The sequence below is a fragment of the Vibrio sp. 10N.286.48.B8 genome, assembly GCF_003050085.1.
Taxonomy (GTDB): domain Bacteria; phylum Pseudomonadota; class Gammaproteobacteria; order Enterobacterales; family Vibrionaceae; genus Vibrio; species Vibrio crassostreae.
On sequence record NZ_PIGD01000007.1, the window covers coordinates 188,959 to 207,617 of the forward strand.

Here is an 18,659-nt window from a genome sequence, read left to right on the forward strand (position 1 = left end):
TTGGCTCCTTCCAATTATTGCGCTTGAACACGAAGTTCAGCAGAGCTACGGCTTTGGTGACCGAGCAAGGTGTTGAGATCCGCCGTCTTCGGCTTCACTAGGTAGAACTTCGGAATCCATTCATCAAAGTTCGCCAGAATCGCTTCAGCGTGTACTGAACCTGTCTCTTCTAAGTGCTCTGCAATCAAACCACGCAGATGTTCTTGGTGGATGTATAGGTCAGATAGAGAAAGTGCCTCAACCGATTCGTTGTTCACACGGCCTTGGAAGTCTTCATTCTTATCCATCACATAAGCGAAGCCACCCGTCATACCTGCGCCGAAGTTGACGCCAGTTGCGCCAAGAATGGCCACAATACCGCCTGTCATATACTCACAAGCGTTATCACCTGCACCTTCAATCACAGCGACGGTACCTGAGTTGCGCACGCCAAATCGTTCGCCTGCGGTGCCTGCAGCAAATAGCTTACCGCCGGTCGCACCATACAAACAGGTGTTACCAATGATGGTCGCTTCGTTACAAACAAAGGCTGTTCCTTGGTGAGGCTTGATAACCACTTTACCGCCAGCCATGCCTTTACCAACATAGTCATTGGCATCACCTGTTAGGTAAAGCTCTACGCCACCTGCGTTCCAAACCGCAAATGATTGGCCTGCTGTACCATCGAGGTACAACTTAATTGGTGAGCCCGCCATCCCTTGGTTGCCGTAACGCTTCGCTATTTCACCTGAGATACGAGCGCCAATAGAGCGATCTGTGTTGATCACGTTGTAGTAGAGACTGGTGGACTGTCGTTTCTCAATCGCATCGAGTGCATCATCAAGAATCTGCTGGTTGAGCTGAGCTTTATCAAATGGTGCGTTTGGCTCGGTCCAAAACAGCGGGTGACCTTCCGGAGATACTGGAGCTTCGAGTATTGAAGATAGATCGAGTTTGCTCTGTTTCGCCGTGAGGCCTTGAACGGCTTCTAGTAAGTCCGTACGTCCAATCAGGTCTGTAAGTTTTTCTACACCAAGCTCCGCAAGGTATTGGCGAACTTCATCGGCTAGGCCAGTAAAGTAGTTCACCACCATGTCTGGCAGGCCTTTGAAGTATTCACGGCGTAGCGTTTCATCTTGAGTCGCAACACCCGTTGCACAGTTGTTTAGGTGACAAATTCGTAAGAACTTACAACCCATCGCGACCATTGGCGCAGTCCCGAAACCAAAGCTTTCAGCACCGAGAATCGCGCCTTTAATCACATCAAGGCCAGTTTTCAGACCACCATCGACTTGTAGACGGATCTTATGACGAAGCCCGTTAGCAACCAATGCTTGCTGGGTTTCCGCGAGCCCTAGCTCCCAAGGACAGCCAGCGTATTTCACCGAAGTCAGTGGGCTTGCCGCGGTACCGCCGTCGTAACCTGAAATAGTGATCAGATCCGCATAGGCTTTTGCCACACCTGTTGCAATCGTGCCGACACCCGGTTCGGATACTAACTTCACTGAAACTAAGGCTTTAGGATTCACTTGTTTAAGGTCGAAAATCAGCTGTGCTAAATCTTCGATGGAATAGATATCGTGATGTGGAGGAGGGGAAATCAGCGTGACCCCTTGAACTGAGTATCTCAGTTTGGCGATTTCTGCCGTGACTTTATGACCTGGCAGCTGACCACCTTCACCGGGTTTCGCACCTTGCGCGACCTTGATTTGCAGAACATCTGCATTGGTTAAGTAATGCGGCGTTACGCCAAATCGACCAGACGCAATCTGTTTGATGCGCGAGTTGCGGTCAGTCCCAAAGCGTCGTGGGTCTTCACCACCTTCACCAGAGTTGGAGTAGCCTCCTAATCGGTTCATCGCCATAGCCAGTGCTTCATGAGCTTCTGGGCTCAAAGCTCCAATCGACATCGCAGCCGAGTCAAAGCGCTTAAACAGATCGCTACTTGGCTCTACTTGCTCAAGTGTTAGTGGTTTATCGGCTTTTTTCAGGCTCATTAAGTCACGTAACATTGCTGCAGGGCGAGCATTTACCTGTTTAGCAAAAGATAGGTAATCCGACGTTTCGCCAGTTTTAACTGCGGTTTGCAGTGTGCCAACTACATCTGGGTTGTAGGCGTGATATTCACCGCCATGGACGTATTTCAGTAAACCGCCGTGTTCGATCGGTTTGCGCTTAGTCCACGCTTTACGAGATAAGTTATAGATATCTTGTTGGAAATCGCTAAAGCTTGCGCCTTGGATTCGTGTGGTAACTCCGCGGAAACAGAGCTTAACAACATCGGAATGTAGGCCAACGGCTTCGAAAAGTTGCGAACAACGATATGAAGCAATCGTAGAAATACCCATCTTCGACATGATCTTATACAGACCTTTGTTGATGCCGTTTTGGTAGTTCTGCATCGCGGTACGATAGTCTTTATCTAAAGAACCATCATCCAACATTTTACCTAACGCTTCATAAGCAAGGTATGGATAAACCGCGGTCGCACCGAAGCCAAGTAGAACTGCGAACTGATGTGGGTCACGAGCAGTGGCTGTCTCAACCACGATGTTGGCATCACAACGTAGGTTAGTATCAGCAAGCCTTGTTTGAACCGCGCCAACCACCATGGCTGCAGGGATCGGTAGTTTGCCTTTTTCTAAACCTTTGTCCGATAGCACAACTAAAACCGCACCCTCACGGACTTCTTGTTCCGCGCTATCACATACCGCTTTGATCGCTTGTTCGAGATCTTGATGATTCGGGTCGTAGTGCATGCTGAGAATGACATGACGGTAATGTTTCTGACTTAACTGCAGAAGCTGTTGCATGTCTGAGTAAAGCAGTACTGGTGAATCAAACGTCACACGATAGGCGTGACCGTCTGTTTCACAGAACACGTTCATCTCTTTACCGATACTGGTCGCCAAAGACATCACGTGTTTTTCACGCAATGGATCAATCGGAGGGTTGGTGACCTGTGCAAACTTCTGACGGAAGTAATCAGTAACCAGACGCTCTTTTGAAGAGAGAACAGCCATCGGCGTATCATCGCCCATTGAGCCTACTGCTTCTTGCCCCATATCACCAAGTACACGCAGTACTTGGTCGGACTCCTCGTTGCTCATCGCAAACTGTTTTTGGTAGGTCTTGAGCGTGTCATCGTCAAAGCTACGCTTACCGACTTGGTCATCTTGCAACGCAGAAAATGGCGTTAATTTGTGAACATTCTTTTCCATCCACTCTTTATATGGATGGCGGCTTTTGAGGTCATTATCGATTTCATTAGATTGCCACAGTTTGCCGCGGCGAGTATCTATCACCAGTAACTCACCTGGACCAACACGACCTTTTTCTGCAACTTCATCCGGTGCGTAGTTCCAGATACCGACCTCAGATGCCAGTGTGATTAGATTGTCTTTGGTAATCACATAACGCGCTGGTCGCAGGCCATTTCTATCAAGGTTACATGCGGCGTAACGACCATCAGAAAGTACGATGCCAGCAGGGCCATCCCACGGTTCCATGTGCTTGGAGTTGAAGTCGTAAAAGGCACGCAGATCTGGGTCCATGTCTGGGTGATTTTGCCAAGCGGGCGGCACAAGCATGCGCATCGCTCGGAACACATCCATACCACCGGCAAGGAACAGGTCGAGCATGTTATCTAGGCTTGATGAATCTGAGCCTGTCTCATTCACAAAGGGTGCAGCCGTTTGTAAGTCGGGCAGCAACGGTGAAGAGAATTTATAGGCACGAGCCTTGGCCCATTGGCGGTTACCTTCGATGGTATTGATCTCACCATTGTGCGCCAAATAGCGGAATGGTTGAGCCAGTGGCCAGCGTGGTTGCGTGTTAGTTGAGAAACGCTGGTGGAACAGACATATTGCCGATTCCATACGTAAGTCTGCAAGATCGAGGTAAAATCGCGGAAGATCGGCGGGCATACACAGACCTTTGTAGACCATTACTTGTGTTGAAAGGCTACAAATATAGAAATCTTTGTCTTCGGTGATCTGCTTTTCAATTCTGCGACGAGCAATGTATAGGCGGCGTTCGATATCACGCTCACGCCAGCCTGCAGGTGCTGAGATAAACACCTGTTGAATGTTGGGAACCGAGTCTTTCGCGATGGGACCCAAAACGTCGGTGTTAGTCGGCACGACACGCCAACCTGCAACGGTGAGTGTCTCTTGAGCGAGCTCTTTATTGACGATGTCTTGCGCGGATTGCGCCTTGATTGGGTCTTGGCTGAAGAAAATCATGCCGACAGCGTATTGCTTGCCGAGCTTGAAGTTATTCTCTTCTGCGATTATTCTGAGGTAAGAGTCTGGCTTCTGTAGTAATAAGCCACAGCCATCTCCGGTTTTACCATCCGCAGCGATACCACCACGGTGTGTCATGCGATCTAGGGCTGAAATAGCAGTTCTTACCAACTTATGACTAGGTTGGCCTTCCATTTGCGCTATTAAACCAAATCCACAGTTGTCTTTTTCAAGACTAGGATCATATAGAGCCATTGCAATTCTCCCTTTTGCTTCTCTGTCATCCAGACAGTAAATGACTAACTATTCATGTACTTGTTGTTTTTTATAAACTGATAGTTTGCTTTAGCCAGTTAAAACGTTATTGGTTGTGTTAACAAAACCGATTGATTTTATTTTCATCAGCTTTACAACGTATAGCTAATTGTGTTTAAGGTCAAGTTCATGGTTAATTATCATGCATAAACGCGATTAGCCACTTAATAATCTAAAATAGTCGATGGATATCAATGAGATATACAAGGTGGATGTTAACGGGATTTAACATATACAACCGGGGGATTTTGAAAGCGCCAGAAAGCAGATAGAAAAAAGGCTAGCATCGAGTGCTAGCCAAATATAAAAGTTAGGAAGGGTGTTGCTTTTCCTCTAGGCTAACGTCATTGACGTTAGCCCGAGAAATATTATGCGGAAAGCATGAGTGAATCAGCTTTCGCTTCTAAGTTTGAGTTACCCATTAAGAAGTCATCAATAGCAATTGCACATTCACGACCTTCATTAATACAACGTACCACTAGAGACTGACCTGTACGCATATCACCAGCAGCGAAAACGCCTTTCTGGTTAGTTGCGTAACCTTCAGAAGCGACGTTACCGCGCTCGTCCAGTTTAATGTCTAGTTGAGCTAGCACACCTGTTGGCTCTGGGTGTAAGAAACCCATTGCTAGGAATGCCATATCACAAGGGATAACACGTTCTGTGTTCGCCACTTCATCAAAGCTTGGACGCTCACCTGGTTTCGCATCTTGCCAAACGATGTCAGCAATACGTAGACCCGTCACTTGACCTTGGTCGTTACCGATGAACTCTTTAGTCAAGATGTTCCAGTGACGTTCACAACCTTCCTCGTGAGAAGTCGTTGTTTTCATGATCATTGGGTATTGAGGCCAAGGCATATTTGCAGGGCGCTTCTCTGGTGGGATCGGCATGATCTCTACCTGAGTAATGCTTGCTGCTTTATGACGGTTTGAGGTACCTACACAGTCAGAACCAGTATCACCACCACCGATAACCACAATGTGCTTATCTTGAGCGTGAATCTCTTCTGTTTTGAGGTCTAGGTCGTTGGCACGACGGTTGTTTTGGCCAAGGAATTCCATCGCAAAATGAACGCCTTTTAGCTCACGACCTGGAATTGGTAGGTCACGAGGAACCGTAGAACCACCTGTTAGCAGGACTACATCAAACTCTTGACGTAGTTGCTGAGCGTTAACATCAACACCGATGTGTTGGTTCACTTTAAACTCAACGCCCGCTTCAGCCATTAGATTGATCTTACGATCAATCACGTCCATACCCAGTTTGAAGTCTGGGATTCCGAAACGCAGTAGGCCGCCAACTTTCTCGTCACGTTCAAATACTGTTACTGAGTGACCAGCACTGTTCAGCTGCTCAGCAGCGGCTAGGCCAGCAGGACCTGAACCGATAACAGCCACGGTTTTGCCTGTGCGAGAACGAGGTGTTTTAGGTTTTGCGTACCCTTCGCGGTACGCAGTTTCTACAATCGTTTTCTCGATATTACAGATAGTGATTGGGTCTTGGTTGATACCTAGTACACAAGCACTCTCACAAGGAGAAGGGCACACACGACCTGTAAATTCAGGGAAGTTATTGGTCGAGCTTAGGATGTTCCAAGCCTCTTCCCAGCTGTCACGGTAAACCGCGTCATTGAATTCTGGGATGATGTTACCAATCGGACAACCGCTGTGACAGAAAGGTACGCCACAGTCCATACAACGAGATGCTTGAGTATTGATCTTGTCACCAAACTCTTCGTTAAGTACGAACTCTTTGTTGTCTTCGATACGAACTGACGGGTCGAGCTTCTTTGGAAGCTCACGACCGTGTTCTAAAAATCCAGTAGGCTTACCCATTATACTGCCTCCACTTCTTCCGTTTGTGCCTGTTGTGCTTCAGCTTTACGCTTCTCAAGAACTGCTTTGTAGTCGCGTGGCATTACTTTAATTAGTGATGCAACACTTGCTTCAAAGTTGTCTAGGAAAGACTGAGCAACTTCACTTCCTGTGAATTCAACGTGCTTCGTTAGCATATCTAGTAGAAGATCTTTATCTTCTTGTTCAATTGGATCTAGGTCGACAAGTTCAGAGTTAAGCTTGGTTTCGAAGTCGCCCGCTTTATCCCAAACATAAGCGACACCGCCACTCATACCCGCAGCAAAGTTACGACCCGTTGAGCCAAGGATAATAGCAACACCGCCAGTCATGTATTCACAACCGTGGTCACCAACGCCTTCAACAACAACCTTCGCACCTGAGTTACGAACACAGAAACGTTCGCCAGCCATACCGCGAATGAAAGATTCACCTGAAGTCGCACCGTAGAAACATACGTTACCTACCACGATGTTATCTTCAGCAACGATAGATGATTTCGCATCTGGGTACAGTACCAAAGTACCGCCAGACAGACCTTTACCCCAGTAATCGTTCGCGTCGCCTTCTACTTCGAACTTAACGCCTTTCGCAAGGAAAGCACCGAAAGATTGGCCAGCACTACCGTGGAACTTAACGTTCATTGGCTGTGGTAAACCTTGGTCTTTGTAAACCTTCGAGATTTCGTTCGACAGCATGGTACCTGCAGAGCGGTCCGTGTTGATGATAGGGAAGCTTGCACTTACAGCTTCGCCTTTCTCAAGTGCAGGAATCGCAGCTTGAATCAACTTACGGTCTAGAACATCTTCTAGGTTGTGGTTTTGTTGTGTCTGGTTGTAGATACCATCTTCTTCACGCGCCTGCTCAATGTGCAGTACCGGCGTTAGATCTAGGTTCTTGTACTTCCAGTGACCGATGTCATCACGCACTTTCAGTTTGTGCGATTGACCCACCATCTCATCGATAGAGCGGAAGCCGAGCTCAGCCATTACTTCACGCAGGCCTTCTGCCATGTATTGGAAGAAAGTCACTACGTCTTCTACGCGGCCGTCGAAACGTTCACGCAGAGTCTTGTTCTGTGTTGCGATACCAACAGGACATGTATTCTTGTGACACTTACGCATCATGATACAGCCTTCAACAACCAATGCTGCTGTTGCTACGCCCCATTCTTCAGCACCAAGTAGTGTTGCTACTGCAAGGTCACGTGGTGTTTTCATCTGACCATCAGACTGAACAACGATACGGTTACGTAGGCCGTTTTTCAGTAGTGTTTGGTGCGTTTCTGCTAGACCCAGTTCCCAAGGCAGACCAGTGTGACGGATAGAAGACATCGGAGATGCACCCGTACCACCATCAAAACCTGCGATAAGTACCACGTCAGCTTTCGCTTTCGCTACACCCGATGCAATCGTACCTACGCCAGCTTCTGATACTAGCTTCACGTTTACACGGCCATTACGGTTCGCGTTTTTCAGATCGTAGATCAGCTGAGCCAAATCTTCGATTGAGTAGATATCGTGGTGTGGCGGTGGCGAGATAAGACCGACGCCCGGAGTCGAGTGACGCGTTGCGCCGATCCAGTCATCAACCTTATCACCAGGTAGTTGACCACCTTCGCCCGGTTTCGCACCTTGAGCCATCTTGATTTGTAGCTCATCAGCGTTAGATAGGTAGTAAGACGTTACACCAAAGCGACCAGAAGCCACCTGTTTGATTGCTGAACGTTCCCAGTCGCCGTTTTCTTTACGTTCGAAACGTGCTGGATCTTCACCACCTTCACCTGAGTTTGATTTCGCGCCAATGCGGTTCATCGCAACAGCCAGTGTTGAGTGAGCCTCATGCGAGATTGAACCAAAGCTCATTGCGCCAGTAGCAAAACGCTTAAGGATGTTCTCGATTGGTTCTACTTCTGCTAGAGGAATAGAGCCTGCAGGGTTTTTGATGAAGTCCAGTTGGCTACGTAGCGTTGCTGCGTTGTCGCCTTGGTCATCAACTGCTTTTGCGTACTTCTTGAACTGACCGTAATCTTTGTTACGCGTCGACTCTTGAAGTAGAGAAATCGTTTCAGGGTTGAACAGGTGCTTCTCACCACGTTGTTTCCACTGGTAAACACCACCAACATCAAGGATCTGAGCTGGGATTTCACGAGCTGGGTAACCAACACGGTGACGAACCAGTACTTCTCGCGCGATATCGTCGATCGTTAGACCTTGGATACGAGAAACAGTACCTGTGAAGTATTTTTCAACCACTGATTTGCTAACACCAAGTGCTTCAAAGATTTGTGCACCGTGGTAAGACTGCAGCGTAGAGATCCCCATCTTAGAGAAGATCTTAAGTAGACCGCCGTTAACACCTTTACGGTAGTTATCGAATAACTCACGTGGGTGTACGTTTGGATCTAGCTTCTTCGTACGTTGCAGTTCAACAATCGTTTCAATAACTAGGTATGGGTTAACTGCGTTCGCACCGTAACCGATAAGCGTTGCAAAGTGGTGTGTCTCACGAGCGTCGCCCGTTTCAACCACGATGTCACACTTAGCACGTAGACCTTTACGGATTAGGTGGTGGTGAACCGCGCCAACAGCCAGCATTGCTGGAATAGCGGCATGGTTAGAGTTAACCGCACGGTCAGTTAGTAGGATGATAGAGTAGCCATCAATCACTGCGTCTTCTGCGTATTGGCAGATACGCTTAAGTGCGCGCTCTAATTTACCTTGGTCGCCATTTGCTTGGAATACGATATCCAGCGTCTTCGCTTGAAGGTGCTCGTTATCGATTGCACGCAGTTTTTCTAACTCAGAGTTAGACAGTACTGGAGACTCAAGCTCTACTTTTTGACAGTGTTCAGGTGTTTCAGCAAGTAAGTTCTGATCTTTACCTAGGTAAGTGTTCAGAGACATAACCATACGCTCACGAATCGGGTCGATCGGCGGGTTGGTTACTTGTGCAAACAACTGTTTGAAGTAGTTTGAAAGGTGCTGTGATTGATGAGAAAGAATCGCTAGCGGCCAGTCAGCCCCCATTGCAGAAAGTGGCTCGTAGCCTGTTTTCGCAAGAGGTAGAATGATTTCGTTGACTTCTTCAGAGCTCACACCAAACGATTGTTGTTTGTGGAGAAGTTTCTCTGGAGAAGGTTGACTAAATTCGTTGCTCGCATCTGGTAGCTTTTTCAAGCTCAGAAGGTTCTCTTCAACCCACTTTTCGTAGGGTTGTGCTTTAGCAATGCTGTCTTTCACTTCTTCATCAGAAATGATGCGGCCTTGCTCAAGGTCAGCAACAAAAATACGACCTGGTTGCAGGCGACCACGGTACTCAACGTTTTCAGGTGCAATCTCAACAACACCAGACTCAGACGCCATTACTAGGAAATCGTCTTTTGTTACTGTGTAGCGAGAAGGACGCAGACCGTTACGGTCTAGCGTTGCACCTACTTGAACACCATCGGTGAAACATACAGATGCTGGGCCATCCCATGGTTCCATTACGTTCGCGTGGTACTGGTAGAACGCACGACGAGTTGGGTCCATGTTTTTGTTTTCTTGCCATGCTTCCGGGATCATCATCATCAACGCATGTGGCAGAGTACGACCTGAAAGAACAAGTAGCTCAAGTGCCATATCGAAGTTTGATGAATCCGAACTACCTTCCTGACAGATAGGCAGTAGCATGTCGATTTCAGCTTGTGTAAACAGATCCGATTCTAGGATTGCTTCACGCGCTTTCATCCAGTTCAGGTTGCCGCGAACCGTATTGATTTCGCCATTATGCGCGATGTAACGGAAAGGCTGAGCTAGACGCCAACGTGGGAATGTATTGGTAGAGAAGCGAGAGTGTACCAGTGCTAGAGCTGTCACCATGGTTGGGTTTTGCAGGTCTAGGAAGTACTGAGGAACTTGTTCAGTTGTTAGCTGACCTTTGTACACCAATGTCTTGTAAGACATAGAGTTGATGTAGAAGTCATCACCGATATTTGAAACGCTTTCTAGGCATACACGAACCGTGTAGTTACGTAGAACATACAGTTTACGCTCAAGTTCTTCTGGTGTGATACCAGGGCCGCCAGAAATAAATACATGTTCAAATTGAGGTTCAGTGCTTAGTGGGTCAGCACCAATCATTGAATTGTCAGTTGGAAGTTCACGGTAACCGATCACTTCTAACTCAAGGCGTTGTGCATTGCGTTCTAGAATGTCACGACACTGTGCACGTTTGTGTTCATCTTTAGGGAAAAGTACAACACCAACACCATATTTTTCAAAAGATGGCAGCTTAATTCCAAGCTTTACGGCTTCTTCTAGTAAGAATTCGTGCGGCTTCTGTAGCAGGATACCTGCACCATCACCAGAACACGGATCGCAGCCTTGGCCGCCACGGTGTTCCATACGTGCAAGCATATCGAGTGCTTGAGTTACTACATCATGAGATTTGCGATTCTTTAGATGCGCAACAAAACCGATACCACAAGCGTCATGCTCCAATTCAGGAGTATACAGACCCTGTGAGTTCTGCTCTTGATCTACCATAGATACATCCTTCCAGTTAAATCTAGGCGCAACTTATTTGTATAAAGTCAGCCTTGTCCTTTTATATTTATGGGTCTAAACCTGCCTATGCTGGCGGTTTGAATCCTTTCCGTATCTCGCAGGAAAAGTATTGCGAGAAAAACAATCCTTAGTGATACCTGTTTATTTTTAACCACAAACTAGTGGTTTATATAGGTGGGAGTTAGATATCACCGACTTATTAGCAAGTTTTCGTTGTAAGTAAATACTCAAAAATAGCCAATATGTGTAAGTATCCTACAATTTTGTCTAGGCGAATTGCAATGAAAGTTGACCCATGTAGACCATTTTTTTCGTTTTATTTTGAATTTAATGCCTAACAAATGTGCAACATTAGGCAAATAGAGCCGATTTTTTGCATGTTTATTGATATTTGTTAGGTTGCTCGCAAAAAGCCTTGAGTAAACTAATTGGTCGAATTTTGCAGGGATGTAATTTTTTTTCAAAAAAAGACTGATATTCATTCTTATTTACTTGAGTGCTTTGAAAATATGCAATTACACGAGTTGGTCAATACTATCGGCCAAGACCTTCAACGCCGTTATGGCGAGAAAGTCCACAAGCTGACGCTTCACGGTGGTTTCAGCTGCCCAAACCGAGACGGGACCATTGGTCGTGGAGGTTGTACGTTTTGTAACGTGGCTTCCTTTGCCGATGAACAAACTCAAATTCAAAGTATTGCTGACCAGTTAAAAGATCGCGCGGGTGAGATTGCTCGTGCCAAGAAGTATCTGGCTTACTTTCAGGCGTACACCAGCACTTATGCTGAGGTACAAGTGCTTAAGAATATGTATGAAGAGGCGTTAAAAGCACCTGGTGCAGAGATCGTCGGCCTTTGTGTTGGCACAAGACCAGACTGCGTGCCTGATGCGGTGTTGGATCTGTTAGCGGGTTACGTTAAACAAGGCTATGAGATTTGGCTCGAGCTTGGCCTGCAAACCGCCAATGATAAAACCCTCAAGCGAATTAACCGCGGACACGACTTTGCGGTGTATGAAACGATCACCCAGCGTGCACGCGCTTTAGGCATCAAGGTGTGTACCCACCTGATTGTTGGTCTACCAAAAGAGACTAAGCCGGATAACCTTGAAACCTTAGACAAGGTATTAGCGGTTGGCACTGATGGTATTAAGCTGCACGGCCTGCATATAGTAGAGGGCAGTACCATGGCTAAGGCGTGGAAAGCCGGAAAGCTAGAAGCCCCAAGCCTTGAAGAGTACATCGATATCGCGAGTGAGATCATTCAACGCACGCCTGCGGACGTGGTTTATCACCGTGTTTCTTCAGCGGCGAGACGGCCAACGTTACTTTCTCCTTTATGGTGTGAGAACCGCTGGTTAGCGATGACTGAAATAGGCCGTTCGCTCGATAAAACCGGTGCTCAAGGCATCAAAACTGGCTCTGCATTCGAGTACACGTTGCCTGTTTTAAACGCAGCCAATTAATAGAAATGGGTGACTGTAGGTAACAGCAGATAAAACCAACAAATAGTGGTAACATTTCCCTCACAGATTTTATGGTATAGATTGAGAGCAGATGGAACTGGTAATGACTTGGTTGTGGGACAGGGCGTATGGCTACGGTATTTATATCGTTGTTGTATTGCTGATTGCTCTCATCTGCTGGCATCTCTATTCTCGTTATCAATCGCATATCGAAACGCTTCTACTTGCTACCCCGTCGCCACTCTACTTTGTTGATGTTCGAAGTGGCGAAATACTCTATGCCAATCGCCAAGCAATGCAGTTGCTTGGTATTCGACAAATTGGTGTTAACTTTCGATTCCCTACCGTTGAAAGCGAGAATAGCTTTCGCCACTACTTAACCAATCACATCAACTCTCGAGCCTTCGAGCAGGTCTCCCTGTGGGCGCTTTCTGAATTTGAGTCGTTTAAGATCAACTTAGTCGGTCGTAAGGTTCATTTTAGAAATAAGCAGGCTTGGATGATTCATGCTTCACCTTATAAGAATACTAACGAAGAAATGTCCCAAGAAGTTCGAGAGTTGAATGTTGCTCGTACCGCTTTGGATTCTTTGTCTGAGTTGATCTACGTGAAAGATCAGAAAGATCAGTTAGTGACGAGTAATCGCTCGTTTAAAAAGTTTTGGCATGGTCGTGCTGAAGAGGGCACCCTGAGTGTTTCTGGTGGAGTATTAAAAGGTCGTGTAAGTGAACGCTCTTGGACTACAGATCAAGATGGAAAAAGCTGCTTGCTTGAAACCTACCAAAGTGTCTTGCTCTCACAAGATGGATCAACCATAGGTACGCTCTCTATTAGCCATGATGTGACCGATTGGCATGACATGCAGCAGCAGCTTCGTGGCGAAATGGAGAAGCGAAAAGATACCGAAGTGGCACTTGCGCAGCGTGACACCATCTTGCAAAACATCTTGGAGGCCAGCCCAGACTCGATTGGCATCTTTAATGAAAACATGGTTTATCAAGCGTGTAATAAGCCATTTGTGGCTGCGCTAGGTATCTCTGAAGTGAGTGACTTGATCGGTAAACGCTTACAAGATGTGGTGCCACATAGTATCTATACGCGAATATCAGAAACCGATCATCAAGTGCTTCATCAAAGTAAATCGCTGCGTTATATCGACAAAGTGGTCTCAAGTGATGGAGCATTTACTTGGTATGATGTAGTCAAATCACCGTTTAGAGATCCAGCATCGAGCACTAATGGTGTGTTGATCATGGCGCGTGATATTACAGAGCGTTATCTAGCAGAACAAAAGCTTGAAGAAGCCAACCTTGAACTTGAACGCCTCAGCTTTATGGATAGCCTGACTAAAGTTTCTAACCGACGTCGTTTCGATGAACAGCTCTCGACACTGTGGCATTATCATGTGCGTGAGAAGTTACCGCTGACGATCATGCTGTGTGACATCGATTTCTTTAAAGGCTACAACGACTATTACGGACACCAGCAAGGTGATGATGCCTTGGTCCAAGTTTCTCAGGCATTTAAGCAGGTGTTGAATCGTTCATCGGACTGTGTAGCTCGTTATGGTGGTGAAGAATTCGGCTTTATTCTGCCGAATACAACGACCGAAGGTGCTCAGCTGGTGGCGCAGCGTATTCATGACGAAGTCCTAAAGTTGGAACTTGCGCATGAGAAGTCGACGGTCTCTGAATTCATCACCGTGAGTATTGGTATTGTCTCTTACATTCCGAAACCTGATGACGAGATGGAGTCGGCCGTTGCTTTGGCTGACAGTGCTCTGTATCAAGCAAAGTCTGACGGTCGAAACCGTTCTATGGTGCACCCATCCTCAATTTGCTAACTCTATAAAATCGGTGATTTTCCCACCTTCGTCTGTTTTGGTTGTTCGGTATTTATATTAATTGGATTAACCTTCGATATTGCCGCTGATCTCTTGCTGCGTGTGATGTAGCTAGCTTACCTCCTATCTTCAAACAGGGTAGAATGTTGCTAGTCTTATCGCATGGAGCGTTAAATGAAACCCATGAAAAATCTTGCCCAGTATTACGTGGATCTACTCGTAAAGCTGGGGATTGTCCGCTTTTCTATCTTACTCGCCCTAGCGCTTGTTGCCCTCGCTGTTGTTGTGCAAGTCGGTATCACCCTCGCACTCAAAGGTAATGTTGATGATATCGATATTGTCCGTTCAGTTTTCTTTGGTTTAGTGATAACGCCTTGGGCGGTTTACTTCCTATCTGTAGTCGTTGATCAGCTGGAAGAGTCTCGTCAAAGGTTAGCGAAACTGGTCTCTAAACTTGGCGACATGCGTGAGCGAGACCAAGAGCTCAACAATAAACTGCAGCTCAATATTGAGAAGCTTAATCAAGAAATTGAAGAGCGTGAAAAAGCGGAAGAAGCGCGTGCAGAAGCGATGCACGACCTTGAGAACGAGGTGTTTCAACGTGAGCGAACTCAGCTTGAACTTGCAGAACGTACGGCACTGCTACGTTCATTTATTGATGCTTCTCCTGACCTTATTTACTATCGTAATGAAGATGGTGTGTTCTCTGGTTGTAACCGTGCTGTAGAAGAGCTCACCGGCAAAACAGAAAAAGAGCTGGTTGGTTTGACTCCTTGGGATGTCTACAGTAAAGAGGTAGCCCAGCAAGTTGTTGAAACCGATAAGAAAGTCTTTTCTGATAACCAAGCGCTGACCTATGACCAATGGCTTGAATACCCTGACGGACGTAAGAGTTACTTCGAACTGCGTAAAGTTCCTTTCTATAGCAAAGATGGCCGTCACTTGGGTTTAGTCGGTTTTGGTCGCGATATTACTGAACGTAAAGAGCATCAAGAGTCGTTAGAAAAAGCTAGCCGCGATAAGACCACCTTTATCTCAACCATTAGCCACGAGTTAAGAACACCGCTCAATGGCATCATCGGCTTGAGCCGCATGTTGTTGGATAGCCAACTAACGACCGAGCAGCGTAAGCAGATGCAAACCATTAAGGTAAGCGCAGTGACATTGGGTAATATCTTTAACGATATTATCGACATGGATAAGTTCGACCGCCGTAAGCTTGAGCTCTTCCCAACCCCTATCAATTTTGAAGATTTCGTTGTCGAGATCGAGAGTATTTCTGCGTTAATGGCAGAGCAGAAAGGACTAAGGTTCGATCTAGAAAGATTGTCTGATCTTCCAGCTGCTGTTGAGGTGGATGGTACTCGTCTTAGACAGGTATTGTGGAACCTTGTCAGCAACGCGATGAAGTTCACCAAAGATGGTGGTGTGGTGATGACAGTCAGCGCCGACATTGATGGCGACTTTGCCAACATAACGATGGAAGTAGAAGACACCGGGATTGGTATCCCTGAAAGTGAAATCGAGAAGATCTTCGCGATGTACTATCAGGTGAAATCGGGCACGGACAACTTGCACGCTGTCGGCACGGGCATTGGCCTCGCGGTCTCACAGCAGCTGATCAATATGATGGATGGCCACATTGAAGTCACCAGTGAAGAGGGCTTTGGTAGCACCTTTACGGTTTCGATTCGAGTTCCAGTGAATCACGATACTCAGGCACTGATCAAAACGCCAAGAAAGCAGTCGAATCTTAAGATCTTCATGGTTGAAGATATTGAACTCAATATCACAGTGGCTCGCTCTCTACTTGAAAGTCTGGGTCATGAGGTGACCGTAGTAATGACGGGTAAAGAGGCTCAGATTGCTTTCAACCCGGAAGACTATGACTTGGTACTGTTAGATATCCAACTGCCAGACATGACAGGTTTCGATATTGCTCAATACTACCGCGAGAAATACAGCCAACTACCGCCTTTGGTGGCATTAACTGCCAACGTGTTAAGCAACAAGCAAGAGTATTTCCAGAAAGGCATGGACGAAGCGATCAGCAAACCTTTGTCAGTTCGAGCTATTCAAGATGTCATCAGCGAGCTGATCGAAGATGCGCCAGAGGTAATTGAGAAAGTAGCGGGTACGGAGAAGGTTGAAAGCATTGAGAAAGTCGACGCCACTAAGTCTGTTCTTTCAGCTATTGATACCACTTTGCTTGATATTGATATGCTAGAGTCTTATGTTGACATTGTTGGACCAAAACCGGTTTTGGATAGCATCGTGATGTTTGAAGATATGATGCCGGAGTATATGGAAATATTGAACTCCAACATGGTCGCGAAAGATAAAGCCAGTATCGTTTCTGAAGCACATAAAATTAAAGGTGCAGCAGGTTCTATCGGCCTGAAACGCATTCAACAAGTTGCTCAGAAAGCTCAATCTCCTGACCTACCAGCTTGGTGGGAAAACATTTCAGATTGGGTCGATGAGATTAATAACGAATACCAGAATGACATTGAAGTCTTAAAGAGTTGGTTAAATCAAAGGTAGAAGAAGAATGAAAAAATTAGCATTCGCCGCATGTGTAGTGGCATTAGCGGGTTGTTCTACGCCCCAAGTAGAATGGCAGCAAGATAATCAAGTAGAAGTATCTGCAGCAACAGTCACAATGAAAAGCAACCTTTGGCACAACAAGATGCCAACGATTGGAGAGACCCAAGATAAGACTCTGCATGGTGCAATCTACCTAGAGTCAGACTCACAACTGCCAGCAACGCTTGCGGTTGAGAGTGTTACCGTTAAACAGGGTGCAGACACCTTATTGGTAACAGCTGACGATCTTGATTTAAGAACACATAGCGAAACTCAATGGGAAGTCGCTTTTGTGTGGCAACTAGAGATCGACAGCGACAAGCCTGTTGATGTGGCGGTTGAACTGAAAGATGGTGAAACCGTGAAGTGGCTAGTAGAGAAAGACGTTAAGGTTGATACGGTTTACTAAACCTTAGCGAACAATGAACAACAAAAAAGGGAGAATGCGTTGGCATTCTCCCTTTTTAATAACTATTGATTGCGCTTCTACTGTTCAAACACTAAGTGCTAAACGACTCGAAACGCGAATCGAATTAGTCTTCTAGGTCACCACAAAAGCGGTAGCCTTCACCGTGAATCGTTGCGATGATTTCTGGCGTACCAGAAACAGATTCAAAGTGCTTACGAATACGACGGATTGTTACGTCTACAGTACGATCGTGTGGCTTAAGCTCACGACCAGTCATCTTCTTAAGAAGGTCTGCACGTGTTTGGATCTTACCTGGGTTCTCACAGAAGTGAAGTAGAGCACGGAACTCTGAACGAGGTAGCTTGTAGCCTTCGCCATCTGGGCTAACCAGAGAACGACTGTTGATATCTAGTACCCAACCGTTGAACTCATACTTTTCAACGCTACGCTTTTCTTCTTGAACAGAGCTTGTGCTCATTGAACGGTTAAGAAGGTTGCGTGCACGGATAGTCAGTTCACGAGGGTTGAAAGGCTTCGTGATGTAGTCATCAGCGCCGATCTCTAGGCCAAGGATCTTATCAACTTCATTATCACGACCAGTTAAGAACATAAGCGCTACGTTTGCTTGCTCACGTAGTTCACGCGCAAGTAGTAGGCCATTCTTACCTGGAAGGTTGATGTCCATAATTACAAGGTTAACTTGGTTGTCAGATAGCACTTGGTGCATCTCTTCACCGTCGCTAGCCTCAAAAACAGCATATCCCTCTGCTTCAAAAATACTCTTTAGAGTGTTACGAGTTACTTGCTCATCTTCAACGATAAGAATCTGCGGGGTTTGCATTTGGCGGTACCTAAATTTGTGACGAAACTGTGCTAATAGAATAAATTCTAGGCAAAAACATAACATACAGGTAATGTATTTTTGATGATAACTTAAAGTTTTCAAAAAAACACTTACTTCCAGCTATCTGCCTTCCTTGAAGTATTGCCCAATAACGTAGATCCAGTACGCCTTTCAATCATTCTTTTAGTGATTGGAGAGGATTCTATAATGTTAACAGCATGCTAACAACGCGAGAATGTTAATTCCATTCACTTTGTTGATTTACATCAATTGCCGTATCGCAACAAACTTTAATAGTATGGCTACAACTTAACCAATGTTATGGTGATTATTTAGCACCAAAACAAGAATGATTATTCGAGATGTTTCGCACATCTTGCCTGCTAAAGACCGGATTATGAACCAAGGAAGCTGAAAGCTGTCCTAAGAGTCTAGTAGATAAATATGCTCAATCAACTTTTATTGAGTAATAAATTGAGCATAGAGCAATGAAAACAAAGGATTAATTTTAATAACATATAAAAGCATAGAGGTTAGCCTGACTAAACAGGTAACGCCTTACTCACGGAG

At 46.0% G+C, this 18,659-nt stretch carries 8 protein-coding genes and 1 pseudogene; 4 read left to right on the forward strand and 5 right to left on the reverse strand.

Going from position 1 to position 18,659, the window contains the following annotated elements:
- Positions 1–14: 14 nt before the first annotated feature.
- The 3 genes from gltB (CWO08_RS10985) to gltB (CWO08_RS10995) all read right to left on the reverse strand — a co-directional run bounded on the left by gltB (CWO08_RS10985) (position 15) and on the right by gltB (CWO08_RS10995) (position 10,923).
- A complete protein-coding gene (gene gltB / locus CWO08_RS10985) occupies positions 15–4,478 on the reverse strand; it encodes a glutamate synthase large subunit (RefSeq protein ID WP_108020431.1) in 4,464 nt (1,487 codons plus the stop codon).
- A gap of 428 nt (positions 4,479–4,906) precedes the next feature.
- Positions 4,907–6,376, reverse strand: a complete 1,470-nt coding sequence (locus CWO08_RS10990) for a glutamate synthase subunit beta (RefSeq protein ID WP_048658042.1) — start codon at positions 6,374–6,376, stop codon at positions 4,907–4,909.
- Positions 6,376–10,923: a glutamate synthase large subunit gene (gene gltB / locus CWO08_RS10995; protein WP_048658043.1), complete on the reverse strand. Its 4,548-nt coding sequence runs from the start codon at positions 10,921–10,923 to the stop codon at positions 6,376–6,378. The genes CWO08_RS10990 and gltB (CWO08_RS10995) overlap by 1 nt, the downstream gene beginning before the upstream one ends.
- A gap of 530 nt (positions 10,924–11,453) precedes the next feature.
- Here gltB (CWO08_RS10995) and CWO08_RS11000 point away from each other — a divergent pair.
- The 4 genes from CWO08_RS11000 (at position 11,454) to CWO08_RS11015 (ending at position 17,245) form a co-directional block, all read left to right on the forward strand.
- A complete protein-coding gene (locus CWO08_RS11000) occupies positions 11,454–12,407 on the forward strand; it encodes a TIGR01212 family radical SAM protein (RefSeq protein ID WP_102432151.1) in 954 nt (317 codons plus the stop codon).
- 91 nt (positions 12,408–12,498) lie between these two features.
- Entirely contained in the window at positions 12,499–14,250 is a 1,752-nt protein-coding gene (locus CWO08_RS11005) for a diguanylate cyclase domain-containing protein (RefSeq protein WP_102432150.1), read from the forward strand.
- 174 nt (positions 14,251–14,424) lie between these two features.
- Entirely contained in the window at positions 14,425–16,794 is a 2,370-nt protein-coding gene (gene arcB / locus CWO08_RS11010) for an aerobic respiration two-component sensor histidine kinase ArcB (RefSeq protein WP_102478685.1), read from the forward strand.
- Between the two features lie 7 nt (positions 16,795–16,801).
- On the forward strand, positions 16,802–17,245 hold the full coding sequence (locus tag CWO08_RS11015) for a hypothetical protein (protein ID WP_048658047.1): 444 nt from the start codon (positions 16,802–16,804) through the stop codon (positions 17,243–17,245).
- A 124-nt stretch (positions 17,246–17,369) separates the two neighbouring features.
- On the opposite strand, the gene arcA is transcribed toward CWO08_RS11015, so the two are convergent.
- Both arcA and CWO08_RS24375 read right to left on the reverse strand, forming a co-directional pair.
- Positions 17,370–18,086 (reverse strand): two-component system response regulator ArcA, encoded by a 717-nt coding sequence (arcA, locus tag CWO08_RS11020; RefSeq protein ID WP_004741534.1) that lies wholly within the window; start codon positions 18,084–18,086, stop codon positions 17,370–17,372.
- A gap of 429 nt (positions 18,087–18,515) precedes the next feature.
- Positions 18,516–18,617: pseudogene (locus CWO08_RS24375) on the reverse strand (ribonuclease activity regulator protein RraA); the annotation flags it as partial.
- Positions 18,618–18,659 lie beyond the last annotated feature (42 nt).

What these genes read in the sequence shown, in the direction of transcription:
- CWO08_RS10990 (WP_048658042.1), bottom strand. Translation starts at nt 6,376, where the DNA reads ATGGGTAAGCCTACTGGATTTTTAGAACACGGTCGTGAGCTTCCAAAG.
- CWO08_RS11000 (WP_102432151.1), top strand. Translation starts at nt 11,454, where the DNA reads ATGCAATTACACGAGTTGGTCAATACTATCGGCCAAGACCTTCAACGC.
- gltB (WP_108020431.1), bottom strand. Translation starts at nt 4,478, where the DNA reads ATGGCTCTATATGATCCTAGTCTTGAAAAAGACAACTGTGGATTTGGT.
- gltB (WP_048658043.1), bottom strand. Translation starts at nt 10,923, where the DNA reads ATGGTAGATCAAGAGCAGAACTCACAGGGTCTGTATACTCCTGAATTG.
- CWO08_RS11015 (WP_048658047.1), top strand. Translation starts at nt 16,802, where the DNA reads ATGAAAAAATTAGCATTCGCCGCATGTGTAGTGGCATTAGCGGGTTGT.
- CWO08_RS11005 (WP_102432150.1), top strand. Translation starts at nt 12,499, where the DNA reads ATGGAACTGGTAATGACTTGGTTGTGGGACAGGGCGTATGGCTACGGT.
- arcB (WP_102478685.1), top strand. Translation starts at nt 14,425, where the DNA reads ATGAAACCCATGAAAAATCTTGCCCAGTATTACGTGGATCTACTCGTA.
- arcA (WP_004741534.1), bottom strand. Translation starts at nt 18,086, where the DNA reads ATGCAAACCCCGCAGATTCTTATCGTTGAAGATGAGCAAGTAACTCGT.